The organism is Sinomicrobium halophytocola (genome assembly GCF_052983395.1).
The window spans coordinates 128190-148518 of the sequence record NZ_JBRKIT010000011.1 but is presented as its reverse complement, the minus strand read 5'-3'; the positions used below and the strand labels follow the sequence as shown (position 1 = coordinate 148518).

Annotated in this window: 16 protein-coding genes; 13 read left to right on the top strand and 3 right to left on the bottom strand. The window is 42.3% G+C overall.

What is annotated here, in order from left to right:
- Positions 1 to 31 precede the first annotated feature (31 nt).
- The 7 genes from ACVBDY_RS02910 (at position 32) to arsB (ending at position 7313) form a co-directional block, all read left to right on the top strand.
- A complete protein-coding gene (locus ACVBDY_RS02910; RefSeq protein WP_447173968.1) occupies positions 32 to 1486 on the top strand; it encodes a RagB/SusD family nutrient uptake outer membrane protein in 1455 nt (484 codons plus the stop codon).
- A gap of 32 nt (positions 1487 to 1518) precedes the next feature.
- Positions 1519 to 3861, top strand: a complete 2343-nt coding sequence (locus ACVBDY_RS02905) for a GH92 family glycosyl hydrolase (RefSeq protein ID WP_447173967.1) — start codon at positions 1519 to 1521, stop codon at positions 3859 to 3861.
- 89 nt (positions 3862 to 3950) lie between these two features.
- Entirely contained in the window at positions 3951 to 4616 is a 666-nt protein-coding gene (locus ACVBDY_RS02900) for a basic secretory protein-like protein (protein WP_447173966.1), read from the top strand.
- Positions 4617 to 4763: 147 nt separating this feature from the next.
- Positions 4764 to 5096: an ArsR/SmtB family transcription factor gene (locus ACVBDY_RS02895; RefSeq protein ID WP_447173965.1), complete on the top strand. Its 333-nt coding sequence runs from the start codon at positions 4764 to 4766 to the stop codon at positions 5094 to 5096.
- Between the two features lie 50 nt (positions 5097 to 5146).
- Entirely contained in the window at positions 5147 to 5611 is a 465-nt protein-coding gene (locus ACVBDY_RS02890) for a DUF6428 family protein (protein WP_447173964.1), read from the top strand.
- Between the two features lie 16 nt (positions 5612 to 5627).
- On the top strand, positions 5628 to 6257 hold the full coding sequence (locus ACVBDY_RS02885; protein WP_447173963.1) for an arsenate-mycothiol transferase ArsC: 630 nt from the start codon (positions 5628 to 5630) through the stop codon (positions 6255 to 6257).
- Positions 6258 to 6260: 3 nt separating this feature from the next.
- Positions 6261 to 7313, top strand: coding sequence for an ACR3 family arsenite efflux transporter (gene arsB, locus ACVBDY_RS02880; protein ID WP_447173962.1), 1053 nt, complete (start codon positions 6261 to 6263; stop codon positions 7311 to 7313).
- 331 nt (positions 7314 to 7644) lie between these two features.
- Here the strand turns inward: arsB and ACVBDY_RS02875 are convergent, their stop codons facing one another.
- From ACVBDY_RS02875 to ACVBDY_RS02865, 3 genes are all read right to left on the bottom strand, one after another.
- The gene (locus ACVBDY_RS02875; protein WP_447173961.1) at positions 7645 to 9162 is read right to left on the bottom strand and encodes an acyl-CoA dehydrogenase family protein; all 1518 of its coding nucleotides are present in this window, start codon (positions 9160 to 9162) and stop codon (positions 7645 to 7647) included.
- A 280-nt stretch (positions 9163 to 9442) separates the two neighbouring features.
- Positions 9443 to 9637 carry a cold-shock protein gene (locus ACVBDY_RS02870; RefSeq protein ID WP_447173960.1) on the bottom strand — a complete coding sequence of 65 codons (195 nt, stop codon included), beginning with the start codon at positions 9635 to 9637 and terminating at the stop codon, positions 9443 to 9445.
- An 18-nt stretch (positions 9638 to 9655) separates the two neighbouring features.
- Positions 9656 to 10822, bottom strand: coding sequence for a DEAD/DEAH box helicase (locus tag ACVBDY_RS02865; RefSeq protein WP_447173959.1), 1167 nt, complete (start codon positions 10820 to 10822; stop codon positions 9656 to 9658).
- A gap of 1143 nt (positions 10823 to 11965) precedes the next feature.
- On the opposite strand from ACVBDY_RS02865, the gene ACVBDY_RS02860 reads away from it, so the two are divergent.
- The 6 genes from ACVBDY_RS02860 to ACVBDY_RS02835 all read left to right on the top strand — a co-directional run bounded on the left by ACVBDY_RS02860 (position 11966) and on the right by ACVBDY_RS02835 (position 20237).
- The gene (locus tag ACVBDY_RS02860) at positions 11966 to 12577 is read left to right on the top strand and encodes a class I SAM-dependent methyltransferase (protein WP_447173958.1); all 612 of its coding nucleotides are present in this window, start codon (positions 11966 to 11968) and stop codon (positions 12575 to 12577) included.
- Between the two features lie 574 nt (positions 12578 to 13151).
- Positions 13152 to 15659 (top strand): nitrite reductase large subunit NirB, encoded by a 2508-nt coding sequence (nirB, locus tag ACVBDY_RS02855; RefSeq protein ID WP_447173957.1) that lies wholly within the window; start codon positions 13152 to 13154, stop codon positions 15657 to 15659.
- A gap of 9 nt (positions 15660 to 15668) precedes the next feature.
- Positions 15669 to 16046, top strand: a complete 378-nt coding sequence (gene nirD, locus ACVBDY_RS02850) for a nitrite reductase small subunit NirD (RefSeq protein WP_447173956.1) — start codon at positions 15669 to 15671, stop codon at positions 16044 to 16046.
- 69 nt (positions 16047 to 16115) lie between these two features.
- Positions 16116 to 17936, top strand: a complete 1821-nt coding sequence (locus tag ACVBDY_RS02845; protein WP_447173955.1) for an ATP-binding protein — start codon at positions 16116 to 16118, stop codon at positions 17934 to 17936.
- A gap of 43 nt (positions 17937 to 17979) precedes the next feature.
- Positions 17980 to 18648 (top strand): response regulator transcription factor, encoded by a 669-nt coding sequence (locus ACVBDY_RS02840; protein ID WP_447173954.1) that lies wholly within the window; start codon positions 17980 to 17982, stop codon positions 18646 to 18648.
- Between the two features lie 170 nt (positions 18649 to 18818).
- Complete coding sequence (locus ACVBDY_RS02835) at positions 18819 to 20237, top strand: MFS transporter (protein WP_447173953.1); 1419 nt, start codon at positions 18819 to 18821, stop codon at positions 20235 to 20237.
- Positions 20238 to 20329: the final 92 nt, after the last annotated feature.

Sequence of the window (20329 nt, the reverse complement as noted above, 5' to 3'; positions counted from 1 at the left end):
TCTACAAGCGACCCTCCGACCTTTTACCCACATGCAGGCATGGTTAGCTTTTACCGGACAAAGCGGTTATTACTATCACAACGAATTGTCTGCAGACCTCGTGGCTTGGCCACAAAAAGGAAGACATGGTTACGATAATGGAGACCATATCCGCCAGCATTATCACACTTGGACTTCCCAAGAATCTAGATTGGCGAACACTTGGAGTTTGATGTGGACAGGCTTAGGTTATGTAAACGCTGTACTAGAGGATATAGAAGAATTGGATTATGAAGAATTGGGTATGACTGAAGAACAATTGGAATCCATTGTAGCGGAGTCCAAAGTATTGAGAGCTTTTCACTACATGAAAATCATGGATTTGTGGGGAAATGTACCGATAGTAACGACGGTTGGAGATCCCGTACAACCGGAAACTAGATCGAGAGAAGAGGTCTTTGCATTTGTAGAAAGTGAACTACTCGAAAATGTAGAATTATTACAGGATTTGTCGCCGGAACTACTGGGGCGAATGACAAAAGCATCCGGCTATGCTATGCTTGCAGAGCTCTATCTCAATGCAGAAGTGTGGAGTGGGGAAGCTCGTTGGGACGACTGTATAGAATATTGTGATAGATTGATTAACGGTGAAGCAGGTGGATTGGGAGGTACACTTCAGTTAGATGAAGATCCGCTAGGACCATTTAGCAATACCAATGAAAATTCTCCGGAAAACATCTTCCAGTTTCCTTTTGATAGAACTCAGGGATTTGCGTACAACTGGTCTGCTTTCTACGCTGGCTTTTCCAATATGGCTCCGGCTTTGGATGTAAACTATTCCGGTAATAACGCTTTTGTCGTTATTCCGTCTGCTTTTGATGCTTATAAGGAAAACGACATTCGTAAACAGGAGTGGTTTTTATTCGGCTCACAATACCGTTACGGAACGACTGAACCTATTTTAGGAAGTGAAGAATACAACGGGCAGCCCTTTATTTATGTGAACAATATCCGAAGAAATAGTGAAGGACAAACCGGAGAAGGAAGTATGACCGATGGAGAAGAAAACAGTGGGGCTCGATTTCATAAGTACAGATCCGGAAGACAAGGAGATACAGATTATCTCAATAACGATTACGTAATGTACCGCCTTACAGAGATTTATTTTAACAAAGCAGAGGCTCTAATGCGTCAAAATGGTGGAACAGCTACTTCGGAAGCAGTAGAACTTATCAACGAAAGTAAAAAGAGATATTTCACAGCAGAAGACTGGTCGGACGAAAGTTATACTGTAGCAACTCTTACTATGGATGAATTGTTGGCAGAAAGAGGAAGAGAATTCATCTTTGAGGGAAAAAGAAGAACAGATCTTATCCGTTTTGGAGCATTTACCACAGGAACTTGGTGGGACAAAACTCCCGATGGAGACAATCATACCGAACTTTATCCTATTCCGAATGAGCAGTTGATTGTAAATCCTAGTTTAGAACAGAATCCGGGATACTGAGTAGAGTTTTAACTGAAGACTGCCCGAAAGAAATGAGTTTTTCGGGCAGTTTATTAATTTTAATAATCTTATACTTTATCGTGAAAAATTTAAAAAAACTAAATTACCTGGCACTTATACTATTGATGTGCTGCACTATAAAAGCTCAAACCGCAACGGAAACTAGAGATCCGGTAGACTATGTAAACCCGTTAATGGGAACAGATTCCGATTATTCACTTTCCAGCGGAAATGTTTACCCCGCCATTGCCATGCCCTGGGGTATGAATTTCTGGACCCCGCAAACCGGGGAAAACGGGAACGGGTGGACATATATGTACAATGCCAGGAAAATAAGAGGCTTTAAACAAACCCATCAGCCTTCACCCTGGATGAACGATTACGGACAATTCTCCATAATGCCGGTTACCGGGGAGCTCCGCTTTACGGAAGAAGGACGGCAAAGCTGGTTTTCCCATAAAGCGGAAAAAGCAACACCTTACTATTATAGTGTTTACCTTGCAGACCATGATGTTACTACCGAAATTGCCCCTACTGAACGCGCTGCCCGGTTCCGCTTTACCTTTCCGGAAAACGACTCGTATATTGTAGTGGACGCTTTCGATAAAGGCTCCTATGTGAAAATCATTCCCGAAGAGCAAAAGATCATAGGGTATACCACCAGGAACAGCGGGGGAGTGCCGGAGAACTTTAAAAATTACTTTGTCATAGAATTTGACAAAGTTTTTGAAATGAATAAGACTTTCCGTGATTCCGTCCTGACCGATGATCTGGAATCCGAATCCAACCATGCAGGAGCTGTAATCGGATTTAAGACTGCAAAAGGAGAACAGGTAAATGCCCGTGTGGCATCGTCATTTATCAGTTTCGAACAGGCAGAGAGAAATCTGAAAGAGATCGGGACCCTGGATTTTGACGGGGTGAAAGAAAAAGGAAAAAAAGCCTGGAATAAGGAACTGAGAAGAATTACTGTAGAAGGCGGTACTACCGATCAGTACAGGACCTTTTATTCCTGCCTTTACCGCAGCTTGCTTTTCCCCAGAAAGTTTTATGAATATGACAAAGACGGGAATGTGGTGCATTACAGTCCTTATAACGGGGAAGTACGTCCCGGTTATATGTTTACCGATACGGGGTTCTGGGATACCTTCAGAGCGTTGTTCCCTTTCCTCAATTTAATGTATCCCGACCTGAATGAAAAAATGCAGGAAGGCCTTCTCAATGCCTATAAAGAAAGCGGATGGCTTCCGGAATGGGCCAGTCCCGGGCTAAGGAATATTATGATCGGTAATAACTCGGCCTCCATTGTTTCCGAAGCTTATCTGAAAAATAAGGACAATTATAAATACGATATCGAAACCTTATATGAAGCACTGGTCCACGGGGCAAATAATGAAGGGCCAATGACTGCCGTAGGCCGTGCAGGAGTGGAGTATTATAATACCCTGGGATATGTCCCTGCCGATGTGGACATACGCCAGAATGTTTCCCGGACCCTGGAATATGCCTATGATGATTTTGCCATTTATCAACTGGCCAAGGCCTTAAAAAGACCAAAAAAAGAAATAAAACTGTACCGGGAACGGAGCCTGAACTATAGGAACGTCTACGACCCGGAAACCAAATTTATGCGGGGAAAACTTCGCAATGGTGATTTTGTGGAAGAATTCGATCCCATACAATGGGGACGGGATTTTACCGAAGGTAACAGTATACACTATACCTGGTCCGTATTTCACGATATACAGGGGCTGATCGACCTGATGGGAGGTAAAGATGCCTTTATCCGCCAGCTTGATACCGTGTTCAGTACACCTTCCACCATTACACCGCGAAAGGGCGGAGGTATTATACACGAAATGAGAGAAATGCAGGTAGCCGGTATGGGGCAATACGCACATGGTAATCAACCCATACAACATATGATCTACCTGTATAATTATGCGGGACAACCCTGGAAAACCCAGTATTGGGTGCGGGAGACCATGAACAGGATGTACTGGCCGACACCGGACGGTTATTGCGGGGACGAGGACAACGGACAGACATCTGCCTGGTATGTATTCTCTGCTTTGGGCTTTTACCCTGTTGCACCTGCTACGGACCAATATGTCCTGGGTGCCCCTCTGTTTAAAAAAGCGACGTTAAAGCTGGAGAACGGAAACGAGATCATTATCAATGCCCCGGGTAATTCTGAGGATAACCGGTATATTCAGGATGTACGTCTTAATAACAAAGTGTACGACAAAAACTATCTGAGCCATAAAACGCTCATGCGGGGAAGCGTGATCGATTTTGATATGGGAGCGGAACCGGATAAAAAAAGGGGAACAGAGGAGAAGGACTTTCCGTATTCCCTGTCAGATGACAAATGATTTAAATAACATAGGATAATAAAACAACGGTCTCAACGAAAACCGCAAAAGAGTAAAATTTCGGGTTTGAACACTGAAAAATAATAACAATGAAGAAAATCATAAGTAGCGTAATGCTGATTCTTGTCATGGCTCCGGTCATGGCGCAGACAGAAGAAATTATCAGTAAAAAAGGAAAGACCCTGGTCTTTATCAGTGAGGATCGGGGGCTCCATAATGAAGTCAGGTCCAGTCTTATCAAGACTTTTTTTAAGGTATACCCTAAATTGATCAAAAATTTCAACCCGGAGGCCACAGATACCGTATTTGTTAAGATAGACACGGCATACAACGGTGTGGCCTATGCGCACAACGGTAAGGTTACCATAAGTTCCGCATGGTTGAAGAAAAAACCCGGGGATACGGATGTGATAACCCACGAAGTAATGCATCTCGTTCAGAACTATCCTCCGGACAGCGGTCCGGGATGGCTTACCGAAGGCATTGCGGATTATGTGCGATATGCTTACGGAGTCAATAATAAACAGGCAGACTGGTCTTTACCGGAATACCGGGAAGGAAACCATTATACGGACAGTTACAGGATAACAGCCCGTTTTTTACTGTGGTTGACCAAAAATTACAATAAAAATGTCGTAGCTGTGCTGGATGAGAACATGCGAAATAAAACTTATACTCCCGGATTATGGAAAACCTGTACGACCAAATCCCTGGATGAACTTTGGTCCGGATATCAGAAAGCTCCGGCACTGTAAATAGGCGGCAACGGATAAATATAAGTAACAGGGTGGAGTCCTGTTCGAAGATTCCTCCCTGTTACTAAATCTGGAGATAATATTTTATGGAACCTTTTTTTTAAACAAAATTAATCGTAATATTGCAATATAATTAATGTTATATCGATGGGAGTTACCAGGACAGATATTTATTCGGATAAAGAAAACCGGATTGCCGCATTTGCAAAAGTTATCGGCCATCCCGCACGGGTTGCCATTCTTCAGTATTTATTTAAGATCAACACCTGTATCTGCGGAGACCTGGTGGATGAAATAGGTCTCGCACAACCTACGATTTCACAACATTTGAAGGAATTGAAGAACATGGGGCTTATTAAAGGGACGATTGAAGGTACCCGCGTATGCTATTGCATTGACAAAAAAAACTGGAACAGTATGAGCAGGCTGATGCGGGATTTCTTTGACCTGGGCTTACAGGAGGGGGAAGAGTGTTGCTAAAAAATTTGAGTTTAATCATCGTATTATTGCGATAAATAAATATACGAATTATGAAACTTTCGGAAATTAAACAACATTTGAGGACATTGGAAACCATTGCTTTTCAGCTACCTGACGGTTCGCTGGTACCCAACCATTTTCACGTTACCGAGGTGGGTAAAGTAAAAAAGGATTTTATCGATTGCGGCGGTACCGTCCGTAATGAAGAAGTAGTGAACTTTCAATTGTGGGAGGCCGATGATTACGACCATCGCCTTCACCCCGAAAAACTGGTACACATCATAGAGCTTTCGGAACGGGTGCTGGGAATCGAAGACCTGGAAATCGAAGTGGAGTACCAGGGAGATACTATCGGGAAATTCGGCCTTGATTTTAATGGTAAATACTTTATACTGACCACTAAACAGACCGATTGCCTGGCCAGGGATCAATGTAGTGTGCCGGAACCTGTAAACCAGGTAGCGGATAAAGATTTACAGGCATCATGCTGTACTCCCGGTTCAGGTTGTTGTTAATCTTCAAAATAAAAATATGAATACAAAAACCACTGTTTTTAAGCCGATAGAAGATATTGTCGCTACATTGACTGTCGATAGTATTCCGCCCGATAGAAAAGAAACCCTGCAACCTTTAATTGATTTTATCCGGCATAAAATCCATACAGAAGAAGAGATACGTATCAATTTCATCTGTACGCACAATTCCCGCAGGAGCCACCTGTCGCAGGTCTGGGCACAAACACTGGCACATTATTTCAATATCCGGAATGTATACTGCTATTCCGGTGGCACGGAGGCCACGGCATTATATCCTATGGTTACCGAAGTATTGGAGGATACGGGGTTTAAAGTTGATAAGCTGTCGCAAGACAGTAACCCGGTCTATGCAATCAAATATTCGGACAATGAACATCCTGTTATCGGGTTTTCCAAAAAACTGGATGATGGTTTTAATCCGGCATCGGGATTTGCAGCGGTTATGACCTGTTCCCAGGCCGATGGCGGCTGCCCTTTTATCGCCGGTGCCGAAAAAAGGGTGCCCGTAACTTTTGAAGATCCCAAAATTTATGACGGTACTCCACAACAAAAGGAAAAATACCACGAAAGGAGTTTGCAGATTGCTACAGAACTCTTTTACGTATTCTCTGAGATAAATAAGTAGAAAATGAATAAGACCAAAAAGAAACTGAGTTTTTTAGATAGCTATCTTACCCTATGGATATTTCTGGCCATGGCTGTCGGTGTCGGACTCGGATATGTATTTCCTTCCATTGCCGGAACAATAGATTCATACAGCAGCGGCTCTACGAATATTCCCATAGCCATAGGGTTGATCTTAATGATGTACCCTCCTTTGGCAAAAGTAAATTACAGGCTGTTGCCCAAGGTTTTCAGGGATGTTAAGATCTTGTCGGTCTCTTTGTTGCTCAACTGGATCATAGGGCCCGTGCTGATGTTCGTTCTGGCCATTACCTTTTTGAGAGATTATCCCGAATATATGGTGGGATTAATACTCATAGGTCTTGCCAGGTGTATAGCTATGGTGTTGGTGTGGAACGACCTTGCGGAAGGGAGCAGTGAATACGGCGCCGGACTGGTGGCTTTAAACAGTATATTCCAGGTGTTCGGTTATAGTTTTTACGCCTGGTTGTTTATTACAAAACTTCCGCCCTTATTTGGTTTTGAAGGCGCCATTGTAGATATTTCCATTGGCACCATAGCAGAAAGTGTGGCCATTTACCTGGGAATTCCTTTTCTGGCAGGTATATTGAGCCGCCTTATCCTGGTTAAAATAAAAGGGGAGGAGTGGTATACCGGAAAATTTATTCCCGCCATTTCTCCGGTAACATTGGTAGCCCTGCTATTTACCATTATCGTGATGTTTTCCCTTAAAGGGGAATTGATTGTGGAGATACCGATGGATGTAGTCATTATTGCCATACCCATGCTTATCTATTTTGCATTGATGTTCCTTGTCGGATTTTTTGTTACCAAAGCAATGGGAGCGACGTATGATAAGAATGCCGCAGTAGCTTTTACCGCAGCGGGCAATAATTTTGAACTGGCCATCGCTGTGGCCATTGCCGTATTCGGGTTGAATTCCGGGCAGGCTTTCACGGGTGTCATCGGTCCGTTGGTAGAAGTCCCGGCACTGATCCTCCTGGTAAGGGTTTCTTTCTGGCTGCGAGAAAAATACTATCGGGTTAAGATTACATAAGCAAAAAATCGCTGTTCCGGATTGAAAAGATCTTTTTGGTCTCAACTCATTTTACCACGGATAGGCACGGGGTAGAGTACTAATAATAAGTCGGAAAATCAGGTTCCCCTCAGGCGCTGCATTAAGCCCGGTTGAAATGGTTAGAGTGAACCTGATTTTTATTGGTTCACTCTTGCAGGCCAATGTTATTTAGTTGATGAATTATTTATTTTTCATAGCCTTCATCTGAAGGAAGGAGTTTTTTATATGCCTTTTATAGCATACTACCTAACTGGTTAACACCATAACCAAACTAAGAACTCCTCAACTAAAAACTAATAAACTAATTGAGTTAAACAAAGTCCATCCAGTTACTCTTTTCTCCGTAATTATCCAGTGCTGTCGTACCCGTGTGATTATGCATGGTATGGGTTAAGGTAGAAATTTCTTCGCGTACAACTTCTATGCAGTTGTCCGTTAACTGCTGGCTGAATCCTGCATTGTTTAATTCCAGGACATCGTTGACAGAAACAACACGAGCCAGTATTTTTCCAAAATCTATTGATTTTCTCTGAGATAAGGGCCCCTCTATGGAAAAATCCAGTTCTTTTTTAAAAACTTCTGCGGCCATCCGGGTTTCGTTTTTCTGTGTTGCGAAAGTGGCTAAATGGCTTATCCCGGATTTTTTCATTTCTTTAATGATAATATCCGAGATCTGGGTGTAAAGCATTTCGTTTGATCCCTCAAATATCCGGAAAGGACGGCTGTCCATAATACCTCTCCCTCCAATGTGACTGATCCTGTATCCTTTTGCCCCGGAAAGCTGTACATGAGTCTGGGCCGAATCCTGCATCAGGTCGGTTATCAAAGCTTTCATACTGTTGGCTTGCAGGCCGGAAGAAGCTACATCGTTTTCAATTCCGCTAATCCTGGTGCTCTTGGCACACATTGCGGAGCATATGGTAAATGAAGATTGCATCCTGGACAATTGGTACTGTACCTGGTCCATAGAAAACAGGTTCGAATTCCCTACCATACGGTCCTGGCAATGTTCTATGGCATCGTCCAGTAACCTTTGAAGGAAGCCCATAGCCATTCCGGGGAATTGCATTCTGCTTCGGTGCAATATGTCCAGCATCATTTTTAACCCGGTAGAGTGCGGTTGTAATTTTTGGCTGGCGGGTACCTTAATGTCAATTTTATTCCGCCCGTAGGGGATCATGTAAAGTCCCGCATTGTCATAGTATTCGAGGACTTCGATTTTTTGGTCCTTTTTTGATTCGTCCGAAACAAAGAAATCGATATCTCTGGCCAGTTCATTTTTATGGTTTATGCTCCTGGAGGCGATGAGCCAGTAATTGGCCATTCCTGTGAGTCCCTGCCAGTGCTTAAGACCTTGTATGTGATATTCTTCTCCGAGTAATTGGTTGCAGGTTTTCATGTTGAGCGCATCACTACCGTATTTCGGCTCCGTAATCATTAATCCACCCATAGCCCCGTTGTCCATAAAATTCTTATAGATATCGGGTTTAATGCTATCATTGCCGTACTTGGCCAGCGGTTCCAGGAAAAGGGCAATGTTGATCCCGAAAGTCAATGATAAGGGAAGGGATTGATAAGATGCTGCAGACAGCACTCCCAGACATTCTTTTACCGTAACGCCTCTTCCGCCATAATTTTGGGGAATGGCTACGGACAAGGGCTTCAACTTCATAATGTCTTTCCATATTTTGGCGGGTAATCCCCTGGAAAGGCTTAATTGGTTAATGTCTGCCGTTTGATTGAATATGATATCCAGAGAATCCTCAAAATTTTTGATGAAATTCTGGTAAGGCGTCTGGGATCCGGATAATTGTGATGTTGAATACATAACCTGATAAATTTAGCGTTGTTCGTCATCCATACAAACGTGACATATAAGTTAATAAAGATGACGTTGAAATACAAACCCCGGCCCGTTAATACCTTCTTAAATGTGAGGAAAAATACCGTTTAACCGTAAAACAACCCGGATAGTACCATAATAATGGCGGATATCCGGGGAGTACAGAACTAATAATAGTCCAGGCGGATTGTTACGTCCGCCTGATTTTTATACTATTTATGGAATATTCCATCTGATAGGTCCTTGCCAGGGCTATCTCCCGGAGTTAATCCAGGACCTCTACATTAACGGCATTGATTCCTCTTGACCCTTGTGTAGTTTCAAATTTTACACGGTCGTTTTCCCTGATCTCATCAATTAATCCGCTGTGATGAACAAATATGTCCTGGGAAGCATCATCGGGAGTAATAAAACCGAATCCTTTTTCGGTATTAAAAAATTTTACAATTCCTTCTTTCATGATTTTATAGTTTAATAATTAATTAATAAATGTATATGCCATACCTGTTTTACCCGCTCTGCCAGTCCTTCCTATACGGTGGATATAACTATCCAGCGTTTGTGGTATCTGGTAATTGATTACATGGGTAACATTGTCTACATCGATACCTCTCGAGGCCACATCGGTGGCTACTAAGACCCGGATCTTTCCGGATTTGAACGATTGGATCGCTTTGGACCTGTAATTTTGGGATTTATTACCGTGTATTACATCGGAATTGATCCCTGTTTTTATGAGTTGTTTGTTTATTTTGTCTACGGTTCTCTTTGTTTCGGCGAACAATATCACCTTTTTAAACGAATCTTCACGCAAAAGGTTATACAGAACATCAAACTTATTTTCACCGTCGCCGACTTTAATCATGTTCTGCTTTACATTATTGCTGGATTCCGCTCCGCTGCTGGCCGTAATTTTTATAGGATTCTCCACGAGTTTCTGGATCAATGTTTCCTGCGAAGGTTTTACCGTAGCAGAGAACAGCATGGTCTGTTTCCTGGAATGCATAAGAGAGACGATGGTCTTGACGTCATTGATAAAGCCCATATCCAGCATACGGTCAAATTCATCGAGGACCAGTCCCGTGATACCTTTAAGGCTCAGGGCCCTTTGATTGATCAGGTCAATCAATCTTCCGGGAGTACCTACGATCAAATGACTTTTCTTTCTTGCTTTAATAAGATCTTTTCCCACACTTGTTCCCCCGATAAAACAGGTTGCGGAAAATCTCAATCCCCTGGTAAGGTCATCGAATTCCTCCCGGACCTGCATTGCAAGTTCCCTGGTTGGCACAACTACGAGGTAGGTAGTGCTGTCTGTGGTGAGCAACTGCTGAACAATGGGGATCAAAAACGCACCGGTTTTTCCGGTACCTGTTGAAGCAATACCTATCATATTATGCCCGTCAACCAGGTTTTCTATTGTTTTTTCCTGGATCTCTGTGGGTTTTTGATAGCCTTTTTTCAGTAGGTTACGTTTTAGCGCGGGATGGAGGTCCATATCGGCATAAGTTTGTCCGGATACGTATGCCGTTGGCGTATCAGTGATCATCTCGGCATGTTTTAATAGTACATGCGGACTTAATGTAGAGGCACCACGCTTATTGGACTGCGGTTTTTTCGTATTTATTTTTTTTCTGTAATTCATTAGTATTCGTTTTGTTTTAAGGAAAAGGATTTGCAGCGGACATTGTTCTTATCAACTGCATTATTTAAAATAATCTCCACTTCGTGAAACGGTCGTCGCTTTAAATTCTTTCCCGTTGTTAATTTTTTGATATTAAAGGTATGCCCGTCCTGTACTGAAGGGCATATTATAAAGGTAATAAAGGTTATAAATAAAATCTTATTGCACAGCAATGCCCACAATTGCCACGATAGGTTCATATCCTGAAAAAAGAAGGTACCTTGTTCTTTTAAGAGAGAAAATATAGAAAAGATAAGAGGGAAAGAAATAAAAAATAAGAAATATATAAAGACGGAACCGTACACTGTTGTTCTATCCTTTAATCTGCCTTTCCCAGTATTTTTTAAATAATTTGAAATGAGATCTTGTCTTGTAACCGAAGGATCAGTAATTTGTGATCCTGAAAAAATTAACTCTTTGATAAATTTTGATTTAATTCCAATAAATAAATGTTCCAATGTTCTTATCGGAAAACATTTCCACCTTATTCTATAAGAGTAAGCTTTATGGATTACAAAAATGAGAAAGTAATGTTAAATAGGAATTCTCGAAGAGCCAACTTAAACTGATACCTGTCAAATGCAACGTGCAACGAACTTTATAAAATAGTTGTCAGTAAAATTCAATAAACTGGTGGCAAAGGTAAGATATTTTCAGTGAATAATCTAGTGTTTTCAAATAATAGATGCGATTTTGCCATAAATGCTTTATTGTCAGCATTTTTATTAGTCCCAATTGAGGGCTAAAACTCTGCGCCTGATCCTGATTATTATCGGGATAACCGGAATTATCGATGGACTTTAGTAGTGCGAAAAATTATAGTCTTGTTATTAAATAAATGAGTTTATGTGTGTTGCCTGACTAACTGAATAATCTAATAATGCGAATTAAGGGTCGAAATTAAACCTTTATAGCCTTCAGGAGGTATACGTTGTTACGATTTAGTTACTGAGTTATTGGGTTATTTAGACAATACCTATAGATTTAGTAACTCAATAACCTAATAACCGGACTGAAAAACCGCAATTAATTGATCTTTAGCCAAAATAAAAATCTGACACTTAATTCGCATTAATAACCAATTAAGTAAAAATAACTTTTAATATGAACAGAAAAAAACATTGGGAACAGATCTATGAAACAAAGTTTCTTGAAGAGGTTAGCTGGTATCTGCCAGTTCCCGAAGTCTCTCTTGATTTTATAGAAAATTCCGGAGTTCCGAAGACTGCAAAAATTCTGGATGTCGGAGGAGGAGACAGTTTTCTTGTGGACCACCTGCTTCATTTGGGATACCTGGACATCAGTGTTCTGGATATTTCGGAAACAGCTATTGAAAAAGCAAAAGAAAGACTCGGAGAACAGGCAAAAAAAGTAAAGTGGATTGTAGAAGACATTGCAAATTTTCACCCGGACGGGATGTATGATCTCTGGCACGACAGGGCTGCTTTTCATTTTCTGACGGACGAAAAGGAAATTTCGGATTATGTAAGAACCGTCGGGAACCATATTGTACAGGGCGGTTTTTTAGTAATTGGTACTTTTTCCGAAAAAGGTCCGAAAAAATGTAGTGGAATAGAAATACAACAGTATTCCGATAATACTATGACTGATCTGTTTAAACCGGGTTTTGAAAGAATAAAATGTATATATACAGATCATACGACCCCCTCGGGTAGCATACAGAATTTTGTGTTTTGTAGTTTTAGGAAGGTTTAATTCAAGTTAACCTGTAATGATTAGTAGATGACAAAAATCATTTTTGATATCATTTTCCTGGATTTGCTCCCTTAGACTGGGGTAGCAAATCCAGGAATTGCTGAAATTCAATTTTTGCCTTGTATTAAACCCTTAATAAGTATTATTAACCTACATGATGTACCTTCACATACGCGACACAAAACATTGTCATGTAAGCTACGTGAAGACATGGTAACCCGCCCTATGACTTATCGTTAACTAGCAGGGTGTTATGGTGGAAGGAAATCGGAACATATAAGATTCCCTTCGAATTACATCAGGTTTATTCACTTTGCATCCTTTCCCTTTTAATTATCCGGTCACGGATAGTGTAACAAAACCAAAATGTACATATTTGTACGTAGTTTTGTTGTTTGTTCAACTTTTTATATGCAGCGATCTTAAAGAATGATTTTTAGCAATTTATCTTTTATGTCTGCATATTTATAAACTTTATTTACTATCACCACTTCTTTATTATTATTTTCTTAATAATTTAATCTAGTTATTTTTGTTAAGTAATAATACTTATTTTTGTTTAAAATACTTAGTTATGCAAAAAATTATAGTTGTAGGTAACGGTATGGTGGGGTACAAGTTTTGTGAGAAACTTGTCGCCTCTGGGTCAAGGGAAAAATTTGAGATCACGGTTTTTGGAGAAGAACCCCGGTCCGCTTACGATCGCGTTCATCTGAGCGAATATTTTTCCGTGGAAAGTGCCGACGAACTTAGTATGGCGCCTTTGGAATGGTATAAAACCAATGATATAAAATTGTATACTTCCTACCTGATTTGTGAGATCAACAGGGAGAAAAAGGTGGTTATAGACCATAAAAATAATAGCTACGCTTACGATTATCTGGTTTTAGCTACGGGATCCGCCCCCTTTGTCCCGAACATAGAAGGTATTGATACCCCCGGTGTGTTTGTGTACAGGACTATTGAAGACCTGGATGCGATCAGGCAGTATGCCATAAAGGCCCGGAGGGAGTATGGCGGAAAAGCTGCTGTTCTGGGAGGTGGACTTTTAGGCCTGGAAGCGGCGAATGCCACCAGGGAACTCGGACTCACAACCGATGTGGTGGAATTTGCCCCGCGCCTGATGCCCAGGCAACTGGACGATTCGGCCAGTAAAATGCTGCAGGCCAAGATAGAATCAATGGGAATAGGGATTTATCTGAACAGATCTACCAGTAAGATTTACGGAGATAACAGGGTAGAGGCCCTGCATTTTGCGGACGGGTCTCAATTAAAAACCGATATGCTTGTCATTTCCGCAGGAATACGTCCGAGGGACGAACTGGGAAGGAATGCCGGCCTTAAGACCGGGGAACGCGGAGGTATCTGGGTGAATAATAAAATGCAGACATCCGACGCATCTATATACGCCATAGGGGAAGTAGCTTTTTACAATGGGGGGATATACGGACTTGTGGCCCCTGGTTATGCCATGGCCGAAATTGCGGTAAACCAGATCAGTGGAGGTGACAAGCTGATGGTAGAGTATATAGATATGTCCACACAGTTAAAGCTTATAGGAACAGAAGTAGCGAGTTTCGGGGACCCCTTTATCGACGGTAATAATGCTTCGGCCATTGTATTTGAAAATAAATTTTCCGGTGTTTACAAAAGGATAAATATAGATAAAGAATCCAGGACCCTGCTGGGAGGTATTTTAATAGGGGATTCTTCCGATTACAACAATCTTTTCCAGCTGTATATAAATGCAATGAAACTCCCGGAAAACCCGGAAGATCTGATCATTCCCGATAAAAGCGGTGGGACTTCCGCCGGCAGTGTAATGGATTTACCCGATACGGCACAGATATGTTCCTGTGAAAGTATTTCCAAAGGGGATATTTGTGAAGCGGTCAACAGCGGCTGTTGCCAGAACCTGAAAGATGTGGTAAATCAAACCAAGGCTACTACCGGGTGCGGCGGATGTAAACCCATGGTTTCGGATTTGGTAAGCGAAAGCCTCAAGGCCCTGGGAAAAGAGGTAAAAGAAACTATTTGCGAACATTTTAACTATAGCAGACAGGAGCTTTACGATCTTGTAAAGATCAATAAAGTAAAGGATTATAATGATTCCCTGGACCTTTTCGGTAACGGGCATGGCTGTGAAATATGTAAGCCGGTGCTGGCATCCGTATTTGCGAGTATCTACATGGAAACAGCCAACAGGCAGGTGACTATACAGGATTCAAACGATAAATTCCTGGCCAATATTCAGCGAAACGGCACCTATTCCGTAGTTCCCAGGGTCCCGGGAGGAGAGATTACTCCGGAAAGGCTGATGGTACTGGGACAGGTGGCCAAAAAATATGACCTGTATAGCAAAATTACAGGCGGACAGCGAATAGACCTTTTCGGGGCGGAACTTCATCAATTACCGCATATATGGAGGGAACTCATTGAGGCGGGATTTGAAAGCGGACATGCCTACGGTAAGTCGCTCCGGACCGTGAAAAGTTGCGTGGGGTCTACCTGGTGCCGCTATGGCATGCACGAAAGCGTGAGTTATGCCATCCGGATAGAAGAACGTTATAAAGGGCTGCGATCACCGCATAAACTGAAAGGCGGGGTCTCCGGGTGCATACGTGAATGCGCGGAAGCCCGGGGAAAAGACTTCGGTATTATAGCTGTCGAAAAAGGATGGAACCTTTATGTATGCGGTAACGGGGGAGCCACGCCAAAACATGCCATACTCCTGGCAGAACAACTGGATGACGAAACCTGTATAAAATATCTCGATCGGTTTTTAATGTACTATATAAGAACTGCGCCCCCGCTCACCAGGACCGCACCCTGGCTGGAAAAACTGGAAGGGGGTATAGCATATCTCAAGCAGGTTGTAATCGAAGATAGTCTCGGTATTGCGGAAGACCTGGAAAATGAAATGCAAAACCTGGTGGATTCGTATGTCTGTGAATGGAAACAAGCCATTGAAGATCCGGAAATGATGAAAAGGTTCAGACATTTCGTAAACTCGGAAGAAACCGATAGTTCAATAGAGTTTGTCCCCATGCGGGAACAAAAAATGCCAAAACCCTGGAAATAAGATACGGTTATGAAGGAAATTTTAGATCAGTACAAGACAGTTAACGAACAGGAGATCAGGGAGTGGTTCCTGGCGGGGAAAATAAGCGATTTTCCCAGTGACGGAGGGGTATGCGTAAAATACAAAACAAAACAGATCGCCGTTTTTAATTTCGGAAGGTACGGCAAATGGTACGCCTGCCAGAACCTGTGTCCGCATAAACTGGAAATGGTAATTTCAAGAGGTATGATCGGGGAATCCTCGAGTATTCCCAAAGTGGCCTGCCCTATGCATAAAAAGACCTTTTCCCTGGAAGACGGTTCAAATTTAAACGGGGAAGAATATAAAATAGCCGTTTATCCTGTGAAAATAGAGAATAAAAATGTGTATATTGGATTTTCTGAATGATCTTTCGGATTCTTTTCCGAAGGCTATACGGAACGGATCTCGAAAGGTACTTTTGTAATTGTGTCAAAAATGTCGGAAGCCAACCAGTCTTCAATAGAGTGGCATACGTTTAGTAAATTAAAACGTCTTTATATTTTAGCGTTAAGCGCCATTGCCATTTCGGTTTTGGTAAGCCAGGTATTTATCCATCGTTTTCTGGACGACCAGGAAAATGATTCCACCCTGGTCAATATCGCAGGAAGGCAGCGAATGTTAAGCCAGAAACTGTCCAAAGAAGCCATGCAGCTTTTACATGCGGAGGATAATGCCTCCAACGGGGAAACAGCGTCCGAAATGCGAAAGACGGTTGCGTTGTGGGCCGATTCCCAGCAGACGCTGATAAAGGGGAATAGCGAATACGGGTTGCCGGAAAACGATTCGGAAACGATCCGTGACATGTTCCATGAAATAACCCCTTATTTCAAGACCATGGAAAGTTCGGCAAACTATGTTATCGGGTATATCGAATCCGGTGAAGCTGCCGGCATAGATGCAATAAGACCGGCAATATTAAAAATTCTGGAGAATGAATCCCCCTTCCTGGAAAGAATGGACCGTATTGTCAACCAGTACGAAAAAGAAGCCGGGGAAAAAGTAAAGCGCCTGGAACGCCTGGAAATTACCCTGACCTTTTTTACACTTCTCGTACTTTTATGTGAATTTATTTTTATTTTCTTTCCAACGGCCAAAGCGGTCAGAAATACCATTTCACAACTTATTGCTTCCGAAAAAAAAGCCAGGAAAATGGCATACCATGCGGATAAGCTGAGCCTGGAGAAAGACAAATCGGTCAAGGAATTGAAAGTGCTCAACCAGGCCATAAACCAGACATTGCTTTTTGCCAGGATTTATCCCGATGGTGAAATAATACAACTGGGAGAGAAATTTTCCCGGATATTCAAGATCAGGGAATTGAATAATTTCAATAAGTTCCAGGATCTTTTTTCTGTTAATGAAGCGGAGCGAAAGCAAATGGAGACCTTATTGCATCAGAATTCGAGGTTGAACTGGCAGGGAGAAGTGAAAGTAACCTCTTCCGCAGGAAAAAATATATGGATGGAGATGTCCCTGATCCCCTATAACCCGGGAAATAACCAATGGGAAATCCTGATCATTGCTACCGATATCACCACCAGGAAAGAAGCACAACTCGAAATAGAGCGATTGACCAAAGAACAATTTGAAGAGAAGATGAACCGTCAGAAACTGGTTTCCAGTAAGATAATCGAAAACCAGGAGCAGGAACAAAACAGGATAGCCAAAGATATCCATGACGGTATAGGGCAAATGCTTACGGGGTTGAGCCTTAACCTTCAAAGCATTGATATACTTAAGCCGGAGAAAGCAGCCCAAAAAATCGAGGACCTGAAAGATCTTACCCTGAAGATCATAAAAGGGGTAAGGACAGCCACCTTTAACCTGATGCCCCCGGAACTGAGTGATCACGGTATAGTACCGGCCCTGAATAAACTTACGGAAGAATTGTCCAAACTTACGGGTAAAACCATATTTCTTTACGATAAAACGGGATTTGATCACCGGCTGGACTCTTTGGCCGAGATCAATATTTACAGGATCACGCAGGAAGCCGTAAACAATGCCATAAAATATGCCGATTCTTCACAGATCATCGTAAGTGTCTCACATAGTGACAGCCTTCTGAGTATTAATATCGATGATAACGGCAAAGGCTTTGATCCTCAGAAATTAAAACCGGCGAATGGCGAAGGAGGAATGGGGATATCGTATATGAAAGAGCGCATCCGGTACATTGACGGACGGTTATTTATCAACTCACAGGAGGGGAAAGGGACCCGTGTAACGATCAACATTCCCTTATCTACACCTTAAATACGTAAAAAATCATTAGTTTTGATAAAATATCTTAATTGGGATGAGTGATAAATTACGTATATTCCTTGTTGACGACCACGTACTGGTCAGGGACGGAATAAAAGCTCTGCTGGAAGAGCAGGAGGAAATTGAAGTTATAAACGAAGCTTCCGACGGGGATGAAGCGCTCCGTATCCTTGAAAACGAAACACCGGACCTGGTCATCGCAGATATCAGGATGCCTAATATGAACGGCATAGACATGATAAAGGAGCTAAAACGGAAGAGTCCCCATATAAAAACACTGATGTTGTCCATGCACGATTCCGAAGAATACGTGGTTCAGTCTATACAGGCAGGTGCGGATGGGTATCTTTTGAAAGGTTCCAGCAAAGAGGAGTTTTTAAAGGCCCTGCACAAAATAATGAATGGAGAAAAGTACTTTTCCGGTGATATTTCCACCATATTGATCAATCATTTTTCCGGTAAAGACGGAGATACCTCAAAAAAGCCCGGAAAGCCTTCGGAGCGGAACGATCCTTTTCGCCTTACCAGAAGGGAAAAACAAATATTAGACCTGGTATTGGAAGGCAAGAGTAATAAAGAAATCGGGGAAGAGCTGAATATAAGTAAGCGCACTACGGAAGTACACAGGTTTAATCTGATGAAAAAACTAGAAGTAAAGAACCTCGCAGAGCTGACCAAGAAGGTTAAAGAGCATAACCTATAGAAACTTCGATTGACAATATCTGAAATTTATCCGGTTAAAATTTTACAATATACAATATCAGCCTCTTATTGAGTAGTGACTTTTATGAGTTGATAAATTTTTAAAATACGTATATTATTAAGTATTTAATTAAGTAAAATTACTTAATTTAGTTGCAAACAATATGCGTTATGAAAAATTTTGATTCCAAGAAAGCTGTCAAATTAGAATTGCTGAATTTCAAAAGCCTTCCTATCCGGACATTCTGGATTTCTTCCATTGCGTTTTTTCTGTGCTTTTTTGCCTGGTTCGGCATCGTGCCTTTTATGCCGAGTGTAGTAGCCGACCTGGGGCTTACGCCGGCAGAGAAGTGGAACGCTACGGTACTGGCGGTAGCAGGTACTGTTTTTGCCCGTTTGTTAATAGGAAAACTATGCGATAAATACGGCCCCAGGTTGTGTTACACCGGCTTGTTGATGTTGGGGGCCATACCTGTTATTCTGACCGGTTTTGTTCAGACTCCCTTACAGTTTCTCCTCTGCAGGTTCCTTACGGGGTTTATAGGGGCTTCCTTTGTAATTACCCAGGTCCATACCTCCCTGATGTTTTCTTCCAACATTGTAGGTACTGCAAATGCCACTTCCGCCGGATGGGGAAACCTGGGAGGAGGGGCCAACAGGTTGGGGATGCCACTGCTTGCCGCGCTGGTTATTGCTATGGGAGTTTCGGAAGCTTCCGCCTGGCGTTATGCCGTTATTGCTGCGGGAATCCTGTGTTTCGGTATGGGGGTGGTATACTTTTTATGTACCAAAGATACCCCGGAAGGGAATTTTTCGGAACTGAAGAAAGGAGACAGACCGGAGATCCGTAAAGATGAAATAGGATTCCTCCAAATATTGAAGGATTACAGGGTGTGGATACTCTTTATAGTTTATGCGTGTTGTTTCGGAATTGAACTGACTGTTTACGGAACGATGGATGATTATCTTCAAAATACGTTCGGTCTGGAAAGAATAACTGCCGGGAATATCGTCTTGTCTTTTGCCCTGATGAATATTTTTGCCCGTACCCTGGGAGGGGTTTTCGGGGACAGGTTCGGCAATTCGAGAGGATTGAGGGGCCGGGTCTGGTTTTTATCAGTTATACTGATGGTCCAGGGAGTTGTGCTTGTCATGTTTGCAGGGATCTCCGGTAATTTATATGCGGCAATCGGGGTTTTGATCGTTTTCAGTCTTGCGGTGCAAATGGCGGAAGGCGCGACCTTTTCGGTAGTACCGTTCATCAATAAAAAAGCCATAGGTACCATTTCGGGGATAGTAGGCGCCGGTGGTAATGTGGGGGCCTTCCTCGCTGCACTTCTTTTGAAATTTGAATCGGGGAGCGCGGAAAAAGCAGCCATTGCCGCAACCGAAGGATTGGGAGAAGAAGCTGTTAAAGCAATGCAGGCCGCGGCATCTTCCGCAGCAGTGTCTCACGGATATTTGCTGATAGGAATAATTGTTATAATTTCAGGAGTGGTTTCGTTTGCTATCAGATTTTCCGCAAAGGACGAAAAACTGGCGAGCGAAGAGATAAAACATACCCTGAGAGCGGAACCTGTAAATGTTTAATACGGGAACCGTTTTTATCCGGATTATTCAAAAAAAACAAAGGACAATTCCTCATTTTTCAATTATTTCGATTTCTCTTTTATCTGTTGTGT